This window comes from Phyllobacterium sp. 0TCS1.6A (assembly GCF_026420825.1).
Classification (GTDB): domain Bacteria; phylum Pseudomonadota; class Alphaproteobacteria; order Rhizobiales; family Rhizobiaceae; genus Phyllobacterium.
The window spans coordinates 656,917-673,862 of record NZ_JAPMAB010000001.1 but is presented as its reverse complement, the minus strand read 5'-3'; the positions used below and the strand labels follow the sequence as shown (position 1 = coordinate 673,862).

Annotated in this window: 13 protein-coding genes and 1 tRNA gene; 4 read left to right on the top strand and 10 right to left on the bottom strand. The window is 60.4% G+C overall.

Annotated features, from left to right (window positions below; translation table 11 throughout):
- Nucleotides 1–10 precede the first annotated feature (10 nt).
- On the bottom strand, nucleotides 11–406 hold the full coding sequence (locus OSJ75_RS03305; protein WP_267226920.1) for a GtrA family protein: 396 nt from the start codon (nucleotides 404–406) through the stop codon (nucleotides 11–13).
- Nucleotides 406–1,122: a class I SAM-dependent methyltransferase gene (locus OSJ75_RS03300; protein ID WP_250014088.1), complete on the bottom strand. Its 717-nt coding sequence runs from the start codon at nucleotides 1,120–1,122 to the stop codon at nucleotides 406–408. Before OSJ75_RS03300 ends, OSJ75_RS03305 begins: the two co-directional genes overlap by 1 nt.
- 274 nt (nucleotides 1,123–1,396) lie before the next feature.
- On the opposite strand from OSJ75_RS03300, the gene OSJ75_RS03295 reads away from it, so the two are divergent.
- The gene (locus OSJ75_RS03295; RefSeq protein WP_267226919.1) at nucleotides 1,397–3,622 is read left to right on the top strand and encodes a rhamnan synthesis F family protein; all 2,226 of its coding nucleotides are present in this window, start codon (nucleotides 1,397–1,399) and stop codon (nucleotides 3,620–3,622) included.
- Nucleotides 3,623–3,840: 218 nt separating this feature from the next.
- Here OSJ75_RS03295 and OSJ75_RS03290 read toward each other — a convergent pair whose 3' ends face one another.
- Entirely contained in the window at nucleotides 3,841–4,620 is a 780-nt protein-coding gene (locus OSJ75_RS03290; protein ID WP_267226918.1) for a hypothetical protein, read from the bottom strand.
- Between the two features lie 427 nt (nucleotides 4,621–5,047).
- Nucleotides 5,048–5,132, bottom strand: a tRNA-Leu gene (locus tag OSJ75_RS03285).
- 223 nt (nucleotides 5,133–5,355) lie between these two features.
- On the opposite strand from OSJ75_RS03285, the gene lipB reads away from it, so the two are divergent.
- Nucleotides 5,356–6,087: a lipoyl(octanoyl) transferase LipB gene (gene lipB, locus OSJ75_RS03280; protein ID WP_267226917.1), complete on the top strand. Its 732-nt coding sequence runs from the start codon at nucleotides 5,356–5,358 to the stop codon at nucleotides 6,085–6,087.
- A gap of 1,082 nt (nucleotides 6,088–7,169) precedes the next feature.
- Here the strand turns inward: lipB and OSJ75_RS03275 are convergent.
- On the bottom strand, nucleotides 7,170–9,182 hold the full coding sequence (locus tag OSJ75_RS03275; protein ID WP_267226916.1) for an acetyl-CoA carboxylase biotin carboxylase subunit: 2,013 nt from the start codon (nucleotides 9,180–9,182) through the stop codon (nucleotides 7,170–7,172).
- Nucleotides 9,183–9,227: 45 nt separating this feature from the next.
- Nucleotides 9,228–10,196 carry a DMT family transporter gene (locus OSJ75_RS03270; RefSeq protein WP_416362514.1) on the bottom strand — a complete coding sequence of 323 codons (969 nt, stop codon included), beginning with the start codon at nucleotides 10,194–10,196 and terminating at the stop codon, nucleotides 9,228–9,230.
- 150 nt (nucleotides 10,197–10,346) lie between these two features.
- On the opposite strand from OSJ75_RS03270, the gene OSJ75_RS03265 reads away from it, so the two are divergent.
- Complete coding sequence (locus OSJ75_RS03265; RefSeq protein ID WP_250014083.1) at nucleotides 10,347–10,721, top strand: helix-turn-helix domain-containing protein; 375 nt, start codon at nucleotides 10,347–10,349, stop codon at nucleotides 10,719–10,721.
- A 130-nt stretch (nucleotides 10,722–10,851) separates the two neighbouring features.
- Nucleotides 10,852–12,939 carry a DNA topoisomerase IV subunit B gene (parE, locus tag OSJ75_RS03260; RefSeq protein ID WP_267226914.1) on the top strand — a complete coding sequence of 696 codons (2,088 nt, stop codon included), beginning with the start codon at nucleotides 10,852–10,854 and terminating at the stop codon, nucleotides 12,937–12,939.
- 30 nt (nucleotides 12,940–12,969) lie between these two features.
- Here parE and OSJ75_RS03255 read toward each other — a convergent pair whose 3' ends face one another.
- The 4 genes from OSJ75_RS03255 to yajC form a co-directional block, all read right to left on the bottom strand.
- The gene (locus tag OSJ75_RS03255; RefSeq protein ID WP_267226913.1) at nucleotides 12,970–13,806 is read right to left on the bottom strand and encodes a phytoene/squalene synthase family protein; all 837 of its coding nucleotides are present in this window, start codon (nucleotides 13,804–13,806) and stop codon (nucleotides 12,970–12,972) included.
- A gap of 70 nt (nucleotides 13,807–13,876) precedes the next feature.
- On the bottom strand, nucleotides 13,877–14,266 hold the full coding sequence (locus OSJ75_RS03250; RefSeq protein ID WP_267226912.1) for an Mth938-like domain-containing protein: 390 nt from the start codon (nucleotides 14,264–14,266) through the stop codon (nucleotides 13,877–13,879).
- Nucleotides 14,267–16,534, bottom strand: a complete 2,268-nt coding sequence (gene secD / locus OSJ75_RS03245) for a protein translocase subunit SecD (protein ID WP_267226911.1) — start codon at nucleotides 16,532–16,534, stop codon at nucleotides 14,267–14,269. It abuts the gene before it with no gap.
- 57 nt (nucleotides 16,535–16,591) lie between these two features.
- A complete protein-coding gene (gene yajC, locus OSJ75_RS03240; protein WP_250014077.1) occupies nucleotides 16,592–16,933 on the bottom strand; it encodes a preprotein translocase subunit YajC in 342 nt (113 codons plus the stop codon).
- Between the last annotated feature and the right edge of the window lie 13 nt (nucleotides 16,934–16,946).

Below are 16,946 nucleotides of genomic sequence, written 5' to 3'. Positions count from 1 at the left end.
TGCCGATTATCTAGGCCGTCGGACCGGATGATCCGTCCGGAAAGACCCAAAACCTCATTGCAAGGAAACTGATGACCGGAACGAGCAGCGCGGTTGCGACAGTGCCCACCATCGGTGGAATTTCATTGGCCATTGCCGCGTAGACCGTGCCATAGCTCATCAACAACCCGACGGCTGACAGTACGAAAAATCGCAGACCATGGTGGAGCTTCAGCCCCTGAACCCGAAAGGTGAAGAGGCTTTGCCCGAAAAAGGAAACGACCATGCCGGCAATATAGGCGAAGACGGATGCCGCGATTGGCTCTGCGCCAAGGAATATCAAGATGTTAGATACGATCAGGTACAACAGGGTAGCGGCAATTCCGACTGTGCCGAAGCGAGAGAGGAGCGCCAGTATCGCACGCATTATTTGGTCGCCGAAACATAATACTGAGCACCGAGCGGCAGAACACCCAGAGCCCGATCCAGGCCCCTCAGAACGCCTCCCTTGGGTGGTACAGTCAAAATGGTTCTACTGTAGACATCCTTGAACGAGGCCTGCTCAAACAGCTTCTTGGTTTGCCCCTGGCGCAACAGCACCGCGTCCTCATCAAACGGGCACGAGTTCACGATCCGCATGGTCAGAGGATTCAAGGGATTATGTTCGAATACCAGCGCTTGCCCGCCAGGCTTCAACACCCGTTGCATTTCGCGAACGAAGTTCGGCCAAAGCGACGGCGGCACGTGGTGCATCACACATACCGTAAACGCAACGTCGAATGAATCGGTATCGTATGGCAACACCTGCCCATCATACACCTTGTAGTCGACGTCCGGGTTGTTCGCGCGCGCTACGTCGATGGAGACGCCGGATATGTCTACACCCGAAACACTGCGGAAAGCGGGCACCAATAACGGGTGAAAGTTTCCAATTCCGCATCCAACGTCCAGTGCGGAAAGCTTTGATGCGTCGCCGGCATGATGTCGAGCGAGATCAACGATATAGTCCCCCTTCACCCTTGTAACAAAATCGAGCGAAAGCCCTGTAAACTCGACTGCTTTCGTTACGCTCTCGGCGTAGCTCAAACCATATTCGTCAAACGTCTTTGCTGTCTTTTCCGTGTCGGACTTATCGCGATTCAACAGCCGGTTCCTTAGTGTTGCCCATCAATCTGCCTGCGCATGATGCCCACGCGCGCAGTTTCGGTACAGTACCTGTTCAATTGACAATTCGTGTAAGCGGAAAGCCCGGCGATGGCAATACCGGCGCTGATCGCAAACGCCCCGATTGCAGGCCAATCGGTACAAAGCTCACGGTACCGGGACTGACCCGCACTGCGCGTCCATGGCTCTTTGGTTGACTGCCCGGTGCATGCCTGTCTACAAGCCATGAGCACGATAGATAGGTTCTTTTGTCATGTTACATTACGCATCGCGCGCCTATAAAATACTTCGACGCCGGGGACCGCGGTCGTTCGCGGCCCATAGTTTGAGGTTCATCGCCCACAAGATCGACCCAAGGGAGATCCCCTATTATCTGCTGGAAGGTGAAGTAAAGCCGGGGCGGCTGAACGCCATTGGCGCCGTCGCGGCCCGGACCATACCCGACGATGTCAATCCCGCCATAGCGATACCGACTGCCGATTACGGTGGCGATATCGCATTCGGCAAAGTGGCCGTCATCGCTCATATCTTCTATCCTGAACTGACCTCCGAGATGGTCAGCTACATCAAGAACATTCCAATACCGTTCGGACTGTTCATCACGACCGACACCGAGGAAAAGAAGGCGGCGATATTGTCGGCCATCGCCGGACTCGATATCCACGCGCTTGAAACGGAAGTTCGTGTCACGCCTAACCGCGGTCGCGATATCGCTCCTAAATATCTCGGATTCAGCGAAGTCTACGACCGTTACGAATGTTTTCTCCACCTCCATTCGAAAAAATCATTGCATACGGACGGGCTGGGCAACATCTGGCGCAAATACCTGTTTACCAATCTGATCGGCAGCAAGGAAATTGCCGAGACCAATCTTCGCATCCTGTCGACCGGCAATATCGGCATCGTCTATGCGGAACATCACGACGAGATCAAAGAGCAGATAAACTGGGGCTATGATTTCCCCATTGCCAAGGAGATCACAGCCAGGGCCGGAATCACGCTAGATGCGAATACGATCCTCGAATTTCCGTCCGGATCGATGTTCTGGGGAAGATCGGAGGCCATCAGGCATATTCGCGAACTGAACCTCACATTCGACGATTTCCCCAAAGAAGAAGGCCAGATCGATGGTACCCTCGCTCACGCGCTGGAGCGATCCCTGCTCCTGTTCGCGGAGCATGCAAGGTTCAGCTGGGCGCGCGTGACCACAAAGCAGGCGGAGCGGCCGGTGGCTCACGCAGGCAGGCGCTTCATCCCATTGCTGGGCTCGGAACATAGCGCGTCGGATATCACCTCGTCACGGATCCCGGAATCCTATCGGCTGCTTGCGGCGCCGCAGTTTGACCACAGGCCGCGATTGAATCTGCTTCTGCCGACCGTCAATCCCAAGGACGTGTTCGGCGGCATCGCCACCGCGTTGAAGATATTCGATCAGATCGCCCAGGCCCATGGTGCCGGCCTGGACCTCCGGATAGTCGTAACCGACGCACCGGTATCGGCGGTCACTGACGGTCTGAAAGACTACAGCGTGCAGAAACTTGGAGCAGAACAGCCGGCGCAACGCGTTTTGCTCGATGCAACCGATCGCACTGAAAATCGCCTGGACATGCGGCCAACAGATGTATTCGTTGCCACCGCATGGTGGACCGCATTGAACGCGTTTCGCCTCCACGACACGCAGAAGGTTCTCTTTGGCAGCGCGCCGAAGGTCGTGTACCTGATGCAGGACTTCGAGCCGGATTTCTATGGCTGGTCCACGCGCTACGCTCTTGCCGAGTCCACCTATCTTCGCGGCGAGGATACCATCGCCCTGATCAATTCCGAGGAATTGCTCGGACATTTCGAGAGCAAATATTCCCATCCGGTGCGAATGGTCATTCCTTATCAGGTAAACGCCAAGGTCGACGCGGCGCTGAGCCACGCGCTGCGCGAAAAAATCATCCTGTTCTACTCCCGCCCGTCTGCGGTTCGCAATTGCTTCGAATCCGGGATCGACGGTTTGACCCTTTGGGCACGCAGAAACCCCATGCAGGCCGCCGAATGGAAGGTCTGCTGCATCGGCGAAGCATTCGACTCGGCCCTGGCCTCTTCGCTGCCCAATTACGCCGTCATGGGCAAAATGTCGTTGGAAGAATATGCGTCGCTTTTGAGCCGGGCGTCCGTCGGCCTGTCCTTGATGATCTCTCCGCATCCGAGCTACCCGCCGCTGGAGATGGCCTATGCCGGGCTGCGGACGATCACGAACAAATATACGGGGAAGGACCTGTCGCGCCGGTCTCCGTTCATCTCAAGCATAGAACTGCCGACATCGGAACTCATAGCCAAAGCATTGGAGGACAGTGTCAACGAGGCTGAGAAGTCGATGATCGGCCGCAGGAGCCCGATCCGCACGGAGATCCGGGACTTGCCGATCGACGCCGAATATTTCGATCCGCGCGCTGCTCTGGCGCACATCTGGCCGCAGTTCCAAAAGCAATAGCCCAAAAGCAATGGCAGTGACGAAGAACTCGTTCGCGAAGCCGAGGCATCCTGCTGAAAATTCAGCCGCTTATACGAACTGAGAGAGAAAATGGTGCGGTCGAGACGCACCATCCTTATTACCGCACCATTGATAACATTACGTGTTTCCGTTTAACGCACCATTCTTGTGGCGCATTATGTGGCCCAAAGTGCGCGGTTAAAAGGAACCCTGTGACGTTAAGGTACGATCTCGCCGCTAGCATTCCGTTTTGTCAATTTCGCGACCTGATAATTTGGCGGCAGTGATCTTGCCATGCTTACTACCTCTCCCAACAAGACGGATAAATCTTGGCTAAAATTAACTTCCGAAGCCGTCGGCAGGATTTCATTTCGGCGGATATGTAGATGCAGGTAGCTGTCAGCCATATTTCGCAAAGAGGTATCGAGGTGAATTACAGATCGCTTCTTTGACAATGACAGTTTGTTGGCCGCTTCCTTCAGGTTTGGCGCACCAAAGAGCGGTGCGACATGATCGATGATGGCACGAACTAGGAAAATCACAGAAATAAAACTGTTGGCATCATAAGCCATGTTTAGCTCTCGACACATCTGAATAAGTCGGGAAAAATCAAGACTAGGGCAATCTAACGATCCGAGCTCGGCTATACGGCTTTCATCGATGTACAACGGTTTGGTTCGGGCAGTTGCATTTGGTCCGATGAATGGTTCTCGTCGTATAGTATTTAGCGCGCCCGCGATAACCTGAATCGCTTCACTAAAAACGCTCTCTACGGATCGGCCCAGGAGGCCATTTTCGCTAAGGGTGGTAGCAGATATGAGATTAATGGAAAAGGTGTTTGCTGCCCCGAAATGTCGCGTGATTATCGCTTGGGCCTCCATTGCGAGCCTCTTGATTGTTGGCACATAGAAGCCAATAGAAAGAGTTTCATTTTGTCGTTTGACATAGATTTCGCTCATTTCCATGAGGATTTTTGATAGCTCCGATTCAGCAGACATGCTCTTCCTCGCTCTTCCGGAGTCATTGAATAGCATATGGCGAGTGGTTAAGCATCCGGCGTGACAGGCCGATGGATTGCCCTTTTAAATCGCCAATCCCTTCAAATTTTCGCATTCAATAATGTGCGGCAAAACCGGCAAAAGCTGAAACTTGTATCACACGATCTATACACGCTTTACTAATTAGTGCGTATTGCCAAACACAGTTCGAATCAACTGGACCGCGCCCCCCCTATCGCATCAGCAGGGGCAATAAAAACGGGAGAACCCAATGGTTAGAAAGAACGGAAGTTTCCGGAAAGCAGCCGACGCCGAATGCGGCGCATTAAGTGGCGCGGAATGTGGCACATAAACGGAGTAAAATGCAATATGGCGGCCGTACGCCGCCATATTATGCAATGATTTCAATTAGTTATAGAAACCAAATTGGTGCGGTCGAGAAGACTCGAACTTCCACGTCTTGCGACACAGCGACCTCAACGCTGCGCGTCTACCAATTCCGCCACGACCGCACTGTGGTAGAAGCCGAACCGTGTCGGCACGGCGCATGTAGCAAATAGGTATGAGGGACACAAGCCCTATCGCGATTGTTTTTCACATGCCTGTCAAAATCCCCTGCCCGCCAGAACCGGGCCCAAGAGCCCACTGGAATTTTCCCGCGGAAAAGTCCATATGCGTCAGACCCATCATGAGCTCGCGCAGAGCCGAGACAGGCACGGACCAGAACTTCAGATCATGAGACTTAGCCGCGATTCCCTCACGCCGTCCTTCCTGCCCACCGAGGACTCGCCGCCCGTCGAATGGCGCATTGCCGACGGCCTGACGGATTATGACGAGGCGCTCGCCTTCATGGAGCAGCGCGTGGCGCAGATCCGCGAAGGCAGCGCGGCGGAGCTCATCTGGCTGGTCGAGCATCCGCCGCTCTATACGGCCGGGACGAGCGCGAAATCCGCCGATCTTCTCGCCGCCGACCGCTTTCCGGTCTACGCCACCGGCCGCGGCGGCGAATATACCTATCACGGTCCCGGCCAGCGCGTCGTCTATGTCATGCTCGACCTGAAGCGGCGCAAGGAGGACATCCGCGCCTTCGTCACCGGCCTGGAGCAGTGGATCATCGCCACGCTGGCGACCTTCAACATTCGCGGCGAGCGGCGCGAGGATCGCGTCGGCGTCTGGGTGACGCGTCCCGAGCGCCCGCCCCTGGCCGATGGCACGCCGGCCGAGGACAAGATCGCCGCCATCGGCATCCGGCTGCGCAAATGGGTCAGCTTCCACGGCATATCGATCAATGTCGAACCGGACCTCGCCCATTTCGACGGGATCGTGCCCTGCGGCGTGCGCGGCCACGGCGTGACCAGCCTTGTCGACCTCGGCCTGCCGGTGGAGATGCACGATCTCGACCAGGCGCTGCTGCAGACATTCGAACCCGTCTTCGGGGCGCTGGAGCAGAAGGCGAGCACGGACTAGCTCGCAGAACTACAACCCTGCCACCCGACCCGTCCCCTCATCCTGAGCCTGTCGAAGGGCCCACTATGTTGATGCAACCAAAAAAGAGATTGCACAAACGTTGTTGCGCCCTTCGACAGGCTCAGGATGAGGGAGAGTAGAGTTTGGCAGGGGGATAGTTCTGCGAGGTTTCAAACCTGGGTTCCCTGCTTTTCTGCAATCAAATCAACCTCCCTCATGCTGAGCCTGTCGAAGCACGCGCTCTATTTATGCAACGCACGACCCTCTTTGTGGGATGGATTTTCGGCCGCAAAAAATATTTCACCCTGCAAGCCACTGATTTTGCTCTTTTTTCTTCCGGCAACCAAAATAAATTGCACAGACTTATCCCCCCTGTTTGAAACCGGGTTATTCTGTTCAGGTCCTTTCCAGTGGGGGAGCAGCTTCCGGTGCTGTTTCGATTGCTGGGGAAGGATGGCGTTGCCGGATAGTCGGAAGTGACAACCCCGATCGACCGGCAAACTGCAGAAGGAAACGGAGGTAGCGCTTCGTTTTCCGGGTTGTTGCGTCTGACAAGCGCAGCAACAGCAGGCAAAGACGTCGCGGGCGGTCTTCGGACCTCGACCCTGATACCATAGTGACGCGCTGAAGACCGCCCGTCTCCCCCCATTTTCAATGACCAGACGCGATCAGCGGGCGTGGTGAGGGTTTTCCGTATCCAGCATCTGCACAAGGGATTGCACCCCGCCTCCCTCACGCTGAGCCCCCACCTCCCTCATGCTGAGCTTGTCGAAGCACGCACGATGCTTTTGCAGCGCTCAAAAAAAGAGACTGCACAAACGTTGCTGCGCCCTTCGACAAGCTCAGGATGAGGGAGAGTAGAGATTTGCAGGGTGGCGGTTCTGAGATGTTGGCAGGTGTTGAAACCTCATAGAACGGCCACCCTGCCAAACACCCACCTCCCTCACGCTGAGCCAACCTCCCTCATGCTGAGCCTGGTGCGCCTGCCGAACCACGAACCACGAAGCGCGCAATAACAGTCATGCAGTCTCTTATGGAGCTCAGCACGAGGAGGTGAGCGGGAGGCAAGTGGAGCCTGCCAATCACGCGAATTCCATGATCACCGCATCGACCGCGAGGCTGTCACCCTGGCGCGCATTGATGGCGGAGACCACCAGATCCCGGTCGGCGCGGAGCACATTCTCCATCTTCATCGCCTCGACCACCGCCAGCGTCTCGCCCGCCTTGACCTCCTGCCCCTCCGCGACATTGATCGAAACGATCAGGCCCGGCATCGGGCAGAGCAGCAGCTTCGACGTGTCCGGCGGGATCTTCACCGGCATCAGCCGTTCCAGCGCCGCCACGTGTTTCTGCATCGGATGGGCCACCACCGACATGCCCTTCCAGTCGATGCGCATGCCGTTTGCAACGGGCCGCAGCTGCGCCTTGATGCGCCTGTCGCCAATGGTCCCGGACCAGACCGCATCGCCGGGCTTCCAGTCGCTGCGGATGCGCATTCCCGTGCCATCGGCCACTATGGCCTCCAGATCGACGGGAGGCCGCGCCTTGCCGTTGCCGACGGTGACCGGGATATAATCGTCGCCGATACGCACCTCCCACTCGCCGCCGGTATTGCCCGAATGCGGCCGCAGCCGGTCGCCAAGCCGGTCGAGGCGCTCCTTGCGCACCAGCTCGCCGGCAAGCGCAATGGCGGCGAGCAGGCGCAGCTCGTCCGCAGCGGGCGCCACCGGCTTGAAGCCTTCCGGGAACTCCTCGGCGATGAAAGCGGTCGACAGCCGCCCTTCCCGCCAGCGTGGATGCTGCATCAGCGCCGCCAGGAAGGGGATGTTGTGTTCGATCCCGTCGACGACGAAACTGTCGAGCGCATCGGCCATGGCATCGATGGCTTCGAGCCGCGTCGGCGCCCAGGTGCAGAGCTTCGCCACCATCGGGTCGTAGAACATCGAGATCTCCGCCCCCTCGGTCACGCCCGTATCGTTGCGGATGACGGCATTGCCGGACGGGCCTTCGACCGGCGGCCGGTAGCGGGTCAGCCGGCCGATGGAGGGAAGGAAATTGCGATAGGGATCTTCCGCATAGAGGCGGCTTTCGACGGCCCAGCCATTCAGCTTCACATCGTCCTGGCGCAGCTCCAGCTTCTCGCCCGCGGCGATGCGGATCATCTGCTCGACCAGATCGACGCCGGTGATCAGCTCCGTCACCGGATGCTCGACCTGCAGCCGCGTGTTCATTTCGAGGAAGTAGAAATTGCGGTCCTTGTCGACGATGAATTCCACCGTGCCGGCGCTCTGGTATTCCACCGCCCTGGCCAGCGCCACCGCCTGCTCGCCCATTGCCTTGCGCGTCGCGGCATCGAGGAATGGCGACGGCGCCTCCTCCACGACCTTCTGGTTGCGCCGCTGCACCGAACATTCGCGCTCGCCGAGATAGATGCAATTGCCATGCGCATCGGCCAGCACCTGGATTTCTATGTGGCGCGGATCGACGATGAACTTCTCGATGAATACGCGCTCGTCGCCGAAGGAGTTGCGCGCCTCCGATGTCGCCCGGTCGAAGCCGTCGCGCGCTTCCGCCGCGTTCCATGCGATGCGCATGCCCTTGCCGCCGCCGCCGGCCGATGCCTTGATCATCACCGGATAGCCGATCCCGGCGGCGATCCTTTCGGCCTCCGCCGCATCCTTGATGACGTCGAGGACGCCGGGCACCGTGTTCACCCGGGCCTCGTTGGCGAATTTCTTCGACTCGATCTTGTCGCCCATCGCAATGATGGCCCTGGGCTTCGGTCCGATGAAGACGATGCCCTCATTCTCCAGCGCCTCGCAGAAGGAAGCGCGTTCGGACAGGAAGCCATAGCCCGGATGCACCGCCTCGGCGCCGGTCTCCTTGCAGGCGGCGATGATCCGCTCGGCGACGAGATAGCTTTCGGATGCCGCCGCCGGGCCGATATGAACGGCTTCGTCGGCCATTTCGACGTGCACCGCATCGCGATCCGCATCGGAATAGACGGCGACCGTGGCTATGCCCATCCTGCGGGCGGACTTGATGACCCGGCAGGCGATTTCGCCGCGATTGGCAATCAGGATTTTCTTGAACAATGCTGGTCCTCCGGGTCCGATTATTATTGCCAACCTGGCGTCAGCTCAAGCGGCAAGCCTGTCCTTGGCTGTGGATGCCTCGCGCACCTTGCCTTCGCGCCATATGAGATAGATGCCCGAACCGACGATGACGGCGATGCCGAACCATTTCGAGATCGACGGAAACTCCCCGAAGACCACGAGGCCGATGAGAACGGCCATGACGATTTCGAGATATTGGAACGGCGCCAGCAGCGATGCGGGCGCAAGGCGCGAAGCCTGGGTGACGAGCAGATGGCCGCCGGTGGCGATGACGCCGATCATGAACATCAGCACCCAGGAGAGACTGCCGCCGGGTACGCCGAGCGTCATGTCGTCGATACCGGCAATGGCGCCGACAGCCAGCGCGACGATCACCGTGGCGGCGCCGCCGAGACCGGAATAGAGCTGCATGATCAGCGGCGTGTCGGCGGTGCCGTAGCGGCGGTTGAGGATGAGATAGAAGGCGAAGAGCGCGGCCGTCGCCAGCGGCAGCAGCGAAACCCAGCCGAAGAGCGCCCAGCTCGGCTGGATGACGATGAGCGTTCCGACGAAGCCGACGAAGACCGCGAGGCAACGGCGCCAGCCGACCTTCTCCTTGAGGATGAGCGCCGAAAGCACGGTCAGCATCAATGGCTCGACGAAGAACACGGCAATGGCATCGGCAAGCGGCATGTATTTGACGGCGGCCCAGAATGAGAGGCTGCCGAGCCCCATCAGCACGCCGCGCAACATGTTGCCCCAGAACTTCACGGGGCGCAGGCTCTGCCGGCCGGTCAGGGCAATGATGATCACGGCCGTCAGCGCCGATTGAACGACGAAGCGCGACAGCGTGACGGTGGCGGGCGGCAGCGTGTCCACGGTGGCGAGCCATTTGGCGATGGCGTCCATCATCGGCAGAAAGAACATGGCGCTCGCCATCAGCGAGACCCCTCGCACTTGCTGTGCGGTCGTGTTTTCCATCGCCGATACCTTTCCGGGAGCCGTCTTGGGCAAGTGCAACTGGCATATCTCCTCCACTGGAAAAATCAATCGCAACTTGCCGGCATTCGATCGGCCGGCCCGGCGAAATTTGACTTTTGGGGCCGTAAATGGTGCAACACCCCCTCCCAAGCACCCAAAAAAGTCAGAAAAACGGAGAATCTCATGAACTCTCAGCCCAATATCATGACCGAGACACCCGACACGGACACGCTGGGTGGACGGCTCTCGCGGGCTCGTGATTCAAAAGGACTTGGCGTTGCCGCCGTCGCCGGCCATATCGGCGTGACATTGAAGACGATCCAGGCCTGGGAGGCGGATCGGTCCGAGCCGCGCGCCAACCGGCTGGTGATGCTCGCGGGCTTTCTCGGCGTGACGCCGACATGGCTCATCCACGGCGTCGGCCAGGCGCCGGACGAGGAAAATCTCCCCAGGCCCGAATTGCGGGCGGAAGTCGAGGCGCTGAAGGAGCGCCAGAATAAAATGATCCGGCGCATCGAGCGGCTGGAGACACTGCTCCAGGCGGTCAAGGCCGCTTGAAACATGGGGATTCATCGTCTAGACAGGCGATGGGTTCCGGAACATATGGCGAACGCCCATCGCCTTCGCCGCTGATCCATGCCAAGATCGGGGATGATTCGGATAGCTATGAATTTCGGCCGTGAATACCATGGATGACAATAACGACCTCTTCTCAGCGATTGTGAAAACCGCCCACGAGCGCAATGCGGCGGCGCCTGAAGCCGTCGTGCCTCCGCCGCTGCCCGCCGCGCGGGAAAGCGCGCCAAAGCCGGCCAGGGCCCCGGCGCGCGCCGCGCCCGAGAGCGGCGGCAGCTACAGCGCCGCCGATATCGAGGTGCTCGAGGGGCTGGAGCCGGTGCGCCGCCGTCCCGGCATGTATATTGGCGGCACCGACGAGCGCGCGCTGCATCACCTCTTTGCCGAAGTCATCGACAATTCCATGGACGAGGCCGTGGCCGGCCATGCCAATTTCATCGACATCGAGCTCGATGAGAACGGCTATCTCTCGGTCACCGACAATGGCCGCGGCATTCCGGTGGATGCGCATCCGAAGTTCAAGGACAAGTCGGCGCTCGAAGTGATCATGACGACGCTGCATGCCGGCGGCAAGTTCGACTCCAAGGTCTACGAGACCTCCGGCGGCCTGCACGGCGTCGGCGTTTCCGTGGTCAATGCGCTGTCCGACCATCTCGAGGTCGAGGTGGCGCGCAACCGGCGCCTCTACAGGCAGCGCTTCTCGCGCGGCAGGGCCCTCGGCCCGCTGGAGGAAGTCGGCGAAGTGCAGAACCGGCGCGGCACGCGCATCACCTTCCATCCCGATGCCGAGATATTCGGCCAGGGCGCCAAATTCGATCCGGCGCGGCTCTACAAGATGGCGCGGTCGAAGGCCTATCTCTTCGGCGGCGTCGAAATCCGCTGGAACTGCGCGCCTTCCCTGCTCGATCCGAAGGACCCGACGCCGGACAAGGCGGTGTTCCATTTCCCGGGCGGGCTGAAGGAATATCTCGCGGCATCGCTCGGCAAGGAATTCCAGGTCACGCGCGAGATCTTCGCCGGCAAGACCGAGAAATCCGCCGGCCATGGCTCGATGGAATGGGCCGTCGCGTGGCACGGCGGCGATGGTTTCATCAATTCCTACTGCAACACGATCCCGACCAGCGAAGGCGGCACCCACGAGGCCGGCCTGCGCATCGCCCTGACCCGCGGCCTGAAGGCCTATGCGGAGCTGACCGGCAACAAGCGCGCGTCGATCATCACCACCGACGACGTGATGATTTCGTCTGCCGCCATGCTCTCCGTGTTCATCCGCGAGCCGGAATTCGTCGGCCAGACCAAGGACAAGCTCGCCACCGTCGAGGCGCAGCGCATCGTCGAAAACGCCATTCGCGATCCCTTCGATCATTGGCTGGCCGCCTCGCCGCAGGAGGCCTCCAAGCTTCTCGACTGGGTGCTGGACCGGGCTGACGAGCGGCTGAAGCGCCGCCAGGAAAAGGAAGTCAACCGCAAATCCGCGATCAAGAAGCTGCGCCTGCCGGGCAAGCTTGCCGATTGCACCCAGAGCGGCTCGCTCGGGGCGGAACTGTTCATCGTCGAGGGCGACAGCGCCGGCGGCTCGGCCAAGCAGGCGCGCGACCGCGCCACGCAGGCCGTGCTGCCATTGCGCGGCAAGATCCTCAATGTGGTGAGCGCTGGCCGCGAAAAGATGACGGCCAACCAGCAGATCGGCGATCTCGTCCTCGCGCTCGGCTGCGGCACCCGCTCCAAATATCGCGATGAGGACCTGCGCTACGATCGCATCATCATCATGACCGATGCCGACGTCGACGGCGCTCACATCGCCTCGCTGCTGATCACCTTCTTCTACCAGGAAATGCCGGACCTCATCCGCAACGGCCACCTGTTCCTCGGCGTGCCGCCGCTCTATCGCCTGGCGCAGGGCGGCAAGGTCGCCTATGCGCGCGACGATGCGCATAAGGACGAATTGCTGCGCACCCTCTTCACCGGCAAGGGCAAGGTCGAGATCGGCCGGTTCAAGGGCCTCGGCGAGATGCGCGCCGACCAATTGAAGGAAACGACGATGGACCGCAGAAAGCGCACGCTGCTGCGGGTCCAGATCGACGAGGAATGGGCCGACCTGACGCGGGTTGCCGTGGATGACCTGATGGGAACCCGTCCGGACGCCCGCTTCCGCTTCATCCAGGATCGCGCTGCCTTCGTCGAAGAACTCGACATCTGACGCCGTAACCGGCCTTCAGCATCGTGCGTCTTACCCCAACGATGCCTTCAGCATCGTCCAGTGCCGCGCGAGCGGCGATAGTTCCGCCACCTCGGACATGACTCGCTCGCCCATGCGCTTTATCTGCCGCAGGTGGACGGGCGTCAGGCGCGCCGGCAGATAGGCCGGCCGCAGCGAGGCCGGCATTTGCCCGGCAGCCGCCTGGTATTTGCTGAAATGCTCCTCGGCCAGCGCCACCATGGCGGAGATGGCCCGCCGCGCCGCCGGCAGGTTGGAGCCGTCGATCAGTTCTTCCGGCTTGCATCCGACCGCCGACAGGATATCGACGGGAATATAGACCTGCCCCCTGCTGCGATGGATCGGCAACAGCCGCAGCAGCCCGGCCGTCGCCTGCGCCACGCCGGCATGGCCGGCGCCGGTGCTGAACTCGCTCGCCCGCCCCGCATCGAGGATAAGCGATGCGAGCTGGATCATCGCCGACGCCGTTTCGCCGCAATAGCCCTCGAGATCGTTGCGGCTCGGCATGGGGTCATCGTAGAAATCGAAGATGCGGGCTTCGCAATAGCGGTCGAAGGCATCGCGCGGCAGGTCGAAACGCTCTATCGCTTCGAGCAGCGCAGCGGCGACGGGATTTGCCGAGGCCGTGCCATGCTCGGTGCCGTTGACGAGATCGCGCCACCATTGCAGCCGCACCTCGCCGGGCAGCGGCTCGCGGATCAGGTCGCGGATGCGCGCTATTTCCGTATTGAAGGCATAAAGCGCGGCAAGCGCGCCCCGCTTCTCCTCCGGCGCATAGAGCACGGAAAGATAGCGGTCCGGATCTGCGGTCCGCAGCAGTTGCAGGCAGTGCGTTTCGTTAATATTCATCAGCGGACTTATATAGGATGTTTGGCCGACGCCAAGCCCGCCGCTGGAGCGATTTTGAGTGGCCGGACGATCAGTCGACGGCGATGAGCGCGGCGGCGACCGCCCGGTCTTCGGCGAGGAGCACATTATAGGTGCGCACGGCCGCGCCGGTGCTCATCGGGTCGGAGGAAATGCCGTGCTGGCGCAGCAGATCGCGCAGATCGGCCGGCAGGCGGCGCAGTTCGGTGCCCGTCCCGACCAGCAATATCTCGATATCGGAAGCCTGCTCCACCACCATGGCGAGGTCCTGCACCGTCAGGATCGGCGGCGATTGCGGTTCCCAGCCATGGATACCCGATGGCAGGCAGAGGATCGAACCCTTGTGCGACATGTCGGCAAAGCGGAAACCGCCATTGCCATAGGCGTCGATCGGCGCCCGCCCCGGAAAATGCGCCTCGCGGATTTCGATGCCCCTGGCCAACTACGCCGCCCCGCTATTGCCGGCTTCGAGCGGCGCCGACGCGCCGGCATCCTTGCCCTTGAGGCCGAACAGGAGCAGCAACGGCCCCGCGACGAATATCGACGAATAGGTGGCGACGATGATGCCGAGCACCAGCGTCAGGGCAAAGGACTGCACGTCCTCGCCGCCATAGAAATACAGCACCGCCAGCGCAAGGAACGTCGCCACCGAGGTCAGTATCGTGCGCGACAGCGTCTGGTTGATCGAGGCATCGAGGATGACCGAAAGCGGCGTGTTCCTGCTGTAGCGGCGGATGTTCTCGCGCACCCGGTCATAGATCACCACCGTATCGTTCAGCGAATAGCCGACGATAGCCAGCAGCGCCGCAATGCTCCACAGGTTGAACTCCATGCGGAAGATGATGAAGATCGCGATCAGCAGCAGCACGTCATGGATGGTCGCCAATATGGCGCCGAGCGCGAAGTGCCATTCGAAGCGGAACCAGACATAGGCGAAGATGACCACCAGCGTCAGCACCACCGCGAGGATGCCGGCCTGCGACAGTTCACTCGACACCGAAGGCCCGATCACATCCACCCTCGGCAGATTATACTCGTCCTGGAACTCGTTGCGGATCTTGACGCCGACGGTCTGCTCCGCATCCTCGCCGCCGCCCTGGCTGCCGACGGTGATGAGCGCGCGGTCGTCCGACTTGAACCGCTCGATCTTCACATCGCCGATATTCAGTTCGTCCAGGCGGCTATAGACGTCGTCAAGGTCGATCGCCCCTTCCTGCGATTGCAGCTCGACCATGGTGCCACCCTTGAAGTCGATGCCGAAATTCATGCCGACAGTGACAAGCAGCGCCACCGCGGCGATGCTCGACAGGGCCGAGAATCCGAGCGTGAGGCCGCGTATCTTCATGAAGCCGATGCGGGTGTCGTTGGGAACGAGCTTCACCCAGCCCGCCGGCACTTCCTTCGGCTTCGAGCGCTGCACCCAGACCGAGACGAGCAGCCGGGTGAGCGTGAACGTCGTGAACAGCGTCGTCACGATGCCGATCGTGACCGTCAGCGCGAAGCCGTGCACCGGCCCGCTGCCGAGCGTGAACAGCACGAGCGCCGCGATGAGCGTGGTGACATTGGCGTCGACGATCGTCGCCAGCGCCCTTGCAAAGCCGGAATCGATCGCCTGGATGACCGAGAAACCGGCCCGGCGATCCTCGCGGATGCGCTCATAGAACAGGACGTTGGAATCGACCGCCATGCCGATCGTCAGGACGATGCCGGCGACGCCGGCCAGCGTCAGCGGCGCGCCGAACAATGTCAGCACCGCAAGGATGAGAATGACGTTGACCACCAGCGCGATGCTGGCGATGACGCCGAGCAGGCCGTAGGAGACGACCATGAAGGCGATGACCAGCACTGCGCCGATCAGCGCTGCGATCTTGCCGGAGTAAACCGAGGCGGCGCCGAGATCGGTGCCGACCGTCCGTTCCTCCAGCACCGTCACCGCGGCAGGCATGGCGCCGGCGCGCATGACCAGCGCCAGATTGCTTGCGCCGGAAATATCGAAATTGCCGGCGATCTGGCCGGTATTGCCGGGAATCGGCTCGCGGATGACCGGCGCCGAAAGCACCTGGTCGTCCAGCACGATGGCGAAGGACTTGCCGACGCTGCCTTGCGTGAACTTCGAGAACTTGTCGGCGCCGAGACTGTCGAGGCGGAACGTGATCACCGGCTGCTGCGTCGCCGTGTCGATGCCGGCCTGCGCATCGACGAAATTCTCGTTCGACACCAGCGGCGTCTTCTTGACGAGATAGGCGACGGGCGGATCGTCAAGCGAATAGGCGATCTGCGAATCTTCCGGCGGCGCGGTGTCGATGGCGTCCTGCACGGGCATGGAATCATCCACCGCCCGGAAGCTCAGCCTGCCGGCAACGCTCAGAATATCCTTCAGAAGCTGGGAATCATAAAGGCCCGGCACCTCGACGAGCACGCGCCCGCCGCGATCGCTCTCGACCAGCGGGCTCGCATAACCGAGTTCGCCCAAGCGCCGATTGATGACCGCAACCGTGGCCTCGGTATCCGGGAGATGTTCCTTGTCGACCTGCAGGCGCAGGCGCGAGCCGCCCTGGAGATCGAGCCCGAGCGGCACCTGCCTTGCATGCAGCCAGTCGGGCAGGCTCGCGAGCAGGTTCTGCGAAAACAGATTGGGGAGCGATATTATGATACCGGCGAGAACCACGGACCAGATGAGTATGGTTTTCCAGCGGCTGAAATAGAGCATGCGTCGCGAACCCCAAAGAATCAGAAGGGCGGCTCATGGCCGCCCCGCAACTATGCCTTATTTCTTGGCGTCGGCAACAGGTTCGCCTTTTACGCGAACGTCGGCAACCATTCCGCGCAACACGCGCGCCTTGATGCCCTCGCCGATTTCGACTTCGAGTTCGCCGGTCTCTTCATGCACCTTGGTGACCTTGGCGATGAAGCCGCCGCCGGTGATGATGGTGTCGCCGCGGCGGATGTTCTTCAGCTGCTCTTCCCTCTTCTTGGCCTGGACGCGCTGCGGCCGGATGATCAGGAAATACATGATCACGAAGATCAGGATGAAGGGCAGGATGCTCATCAGCATCTCGGGTGCGCCACCGGCCCCTGTTGCCTGCGCATATGCGGGAGTTACGAACATGGAACCTCCAGAT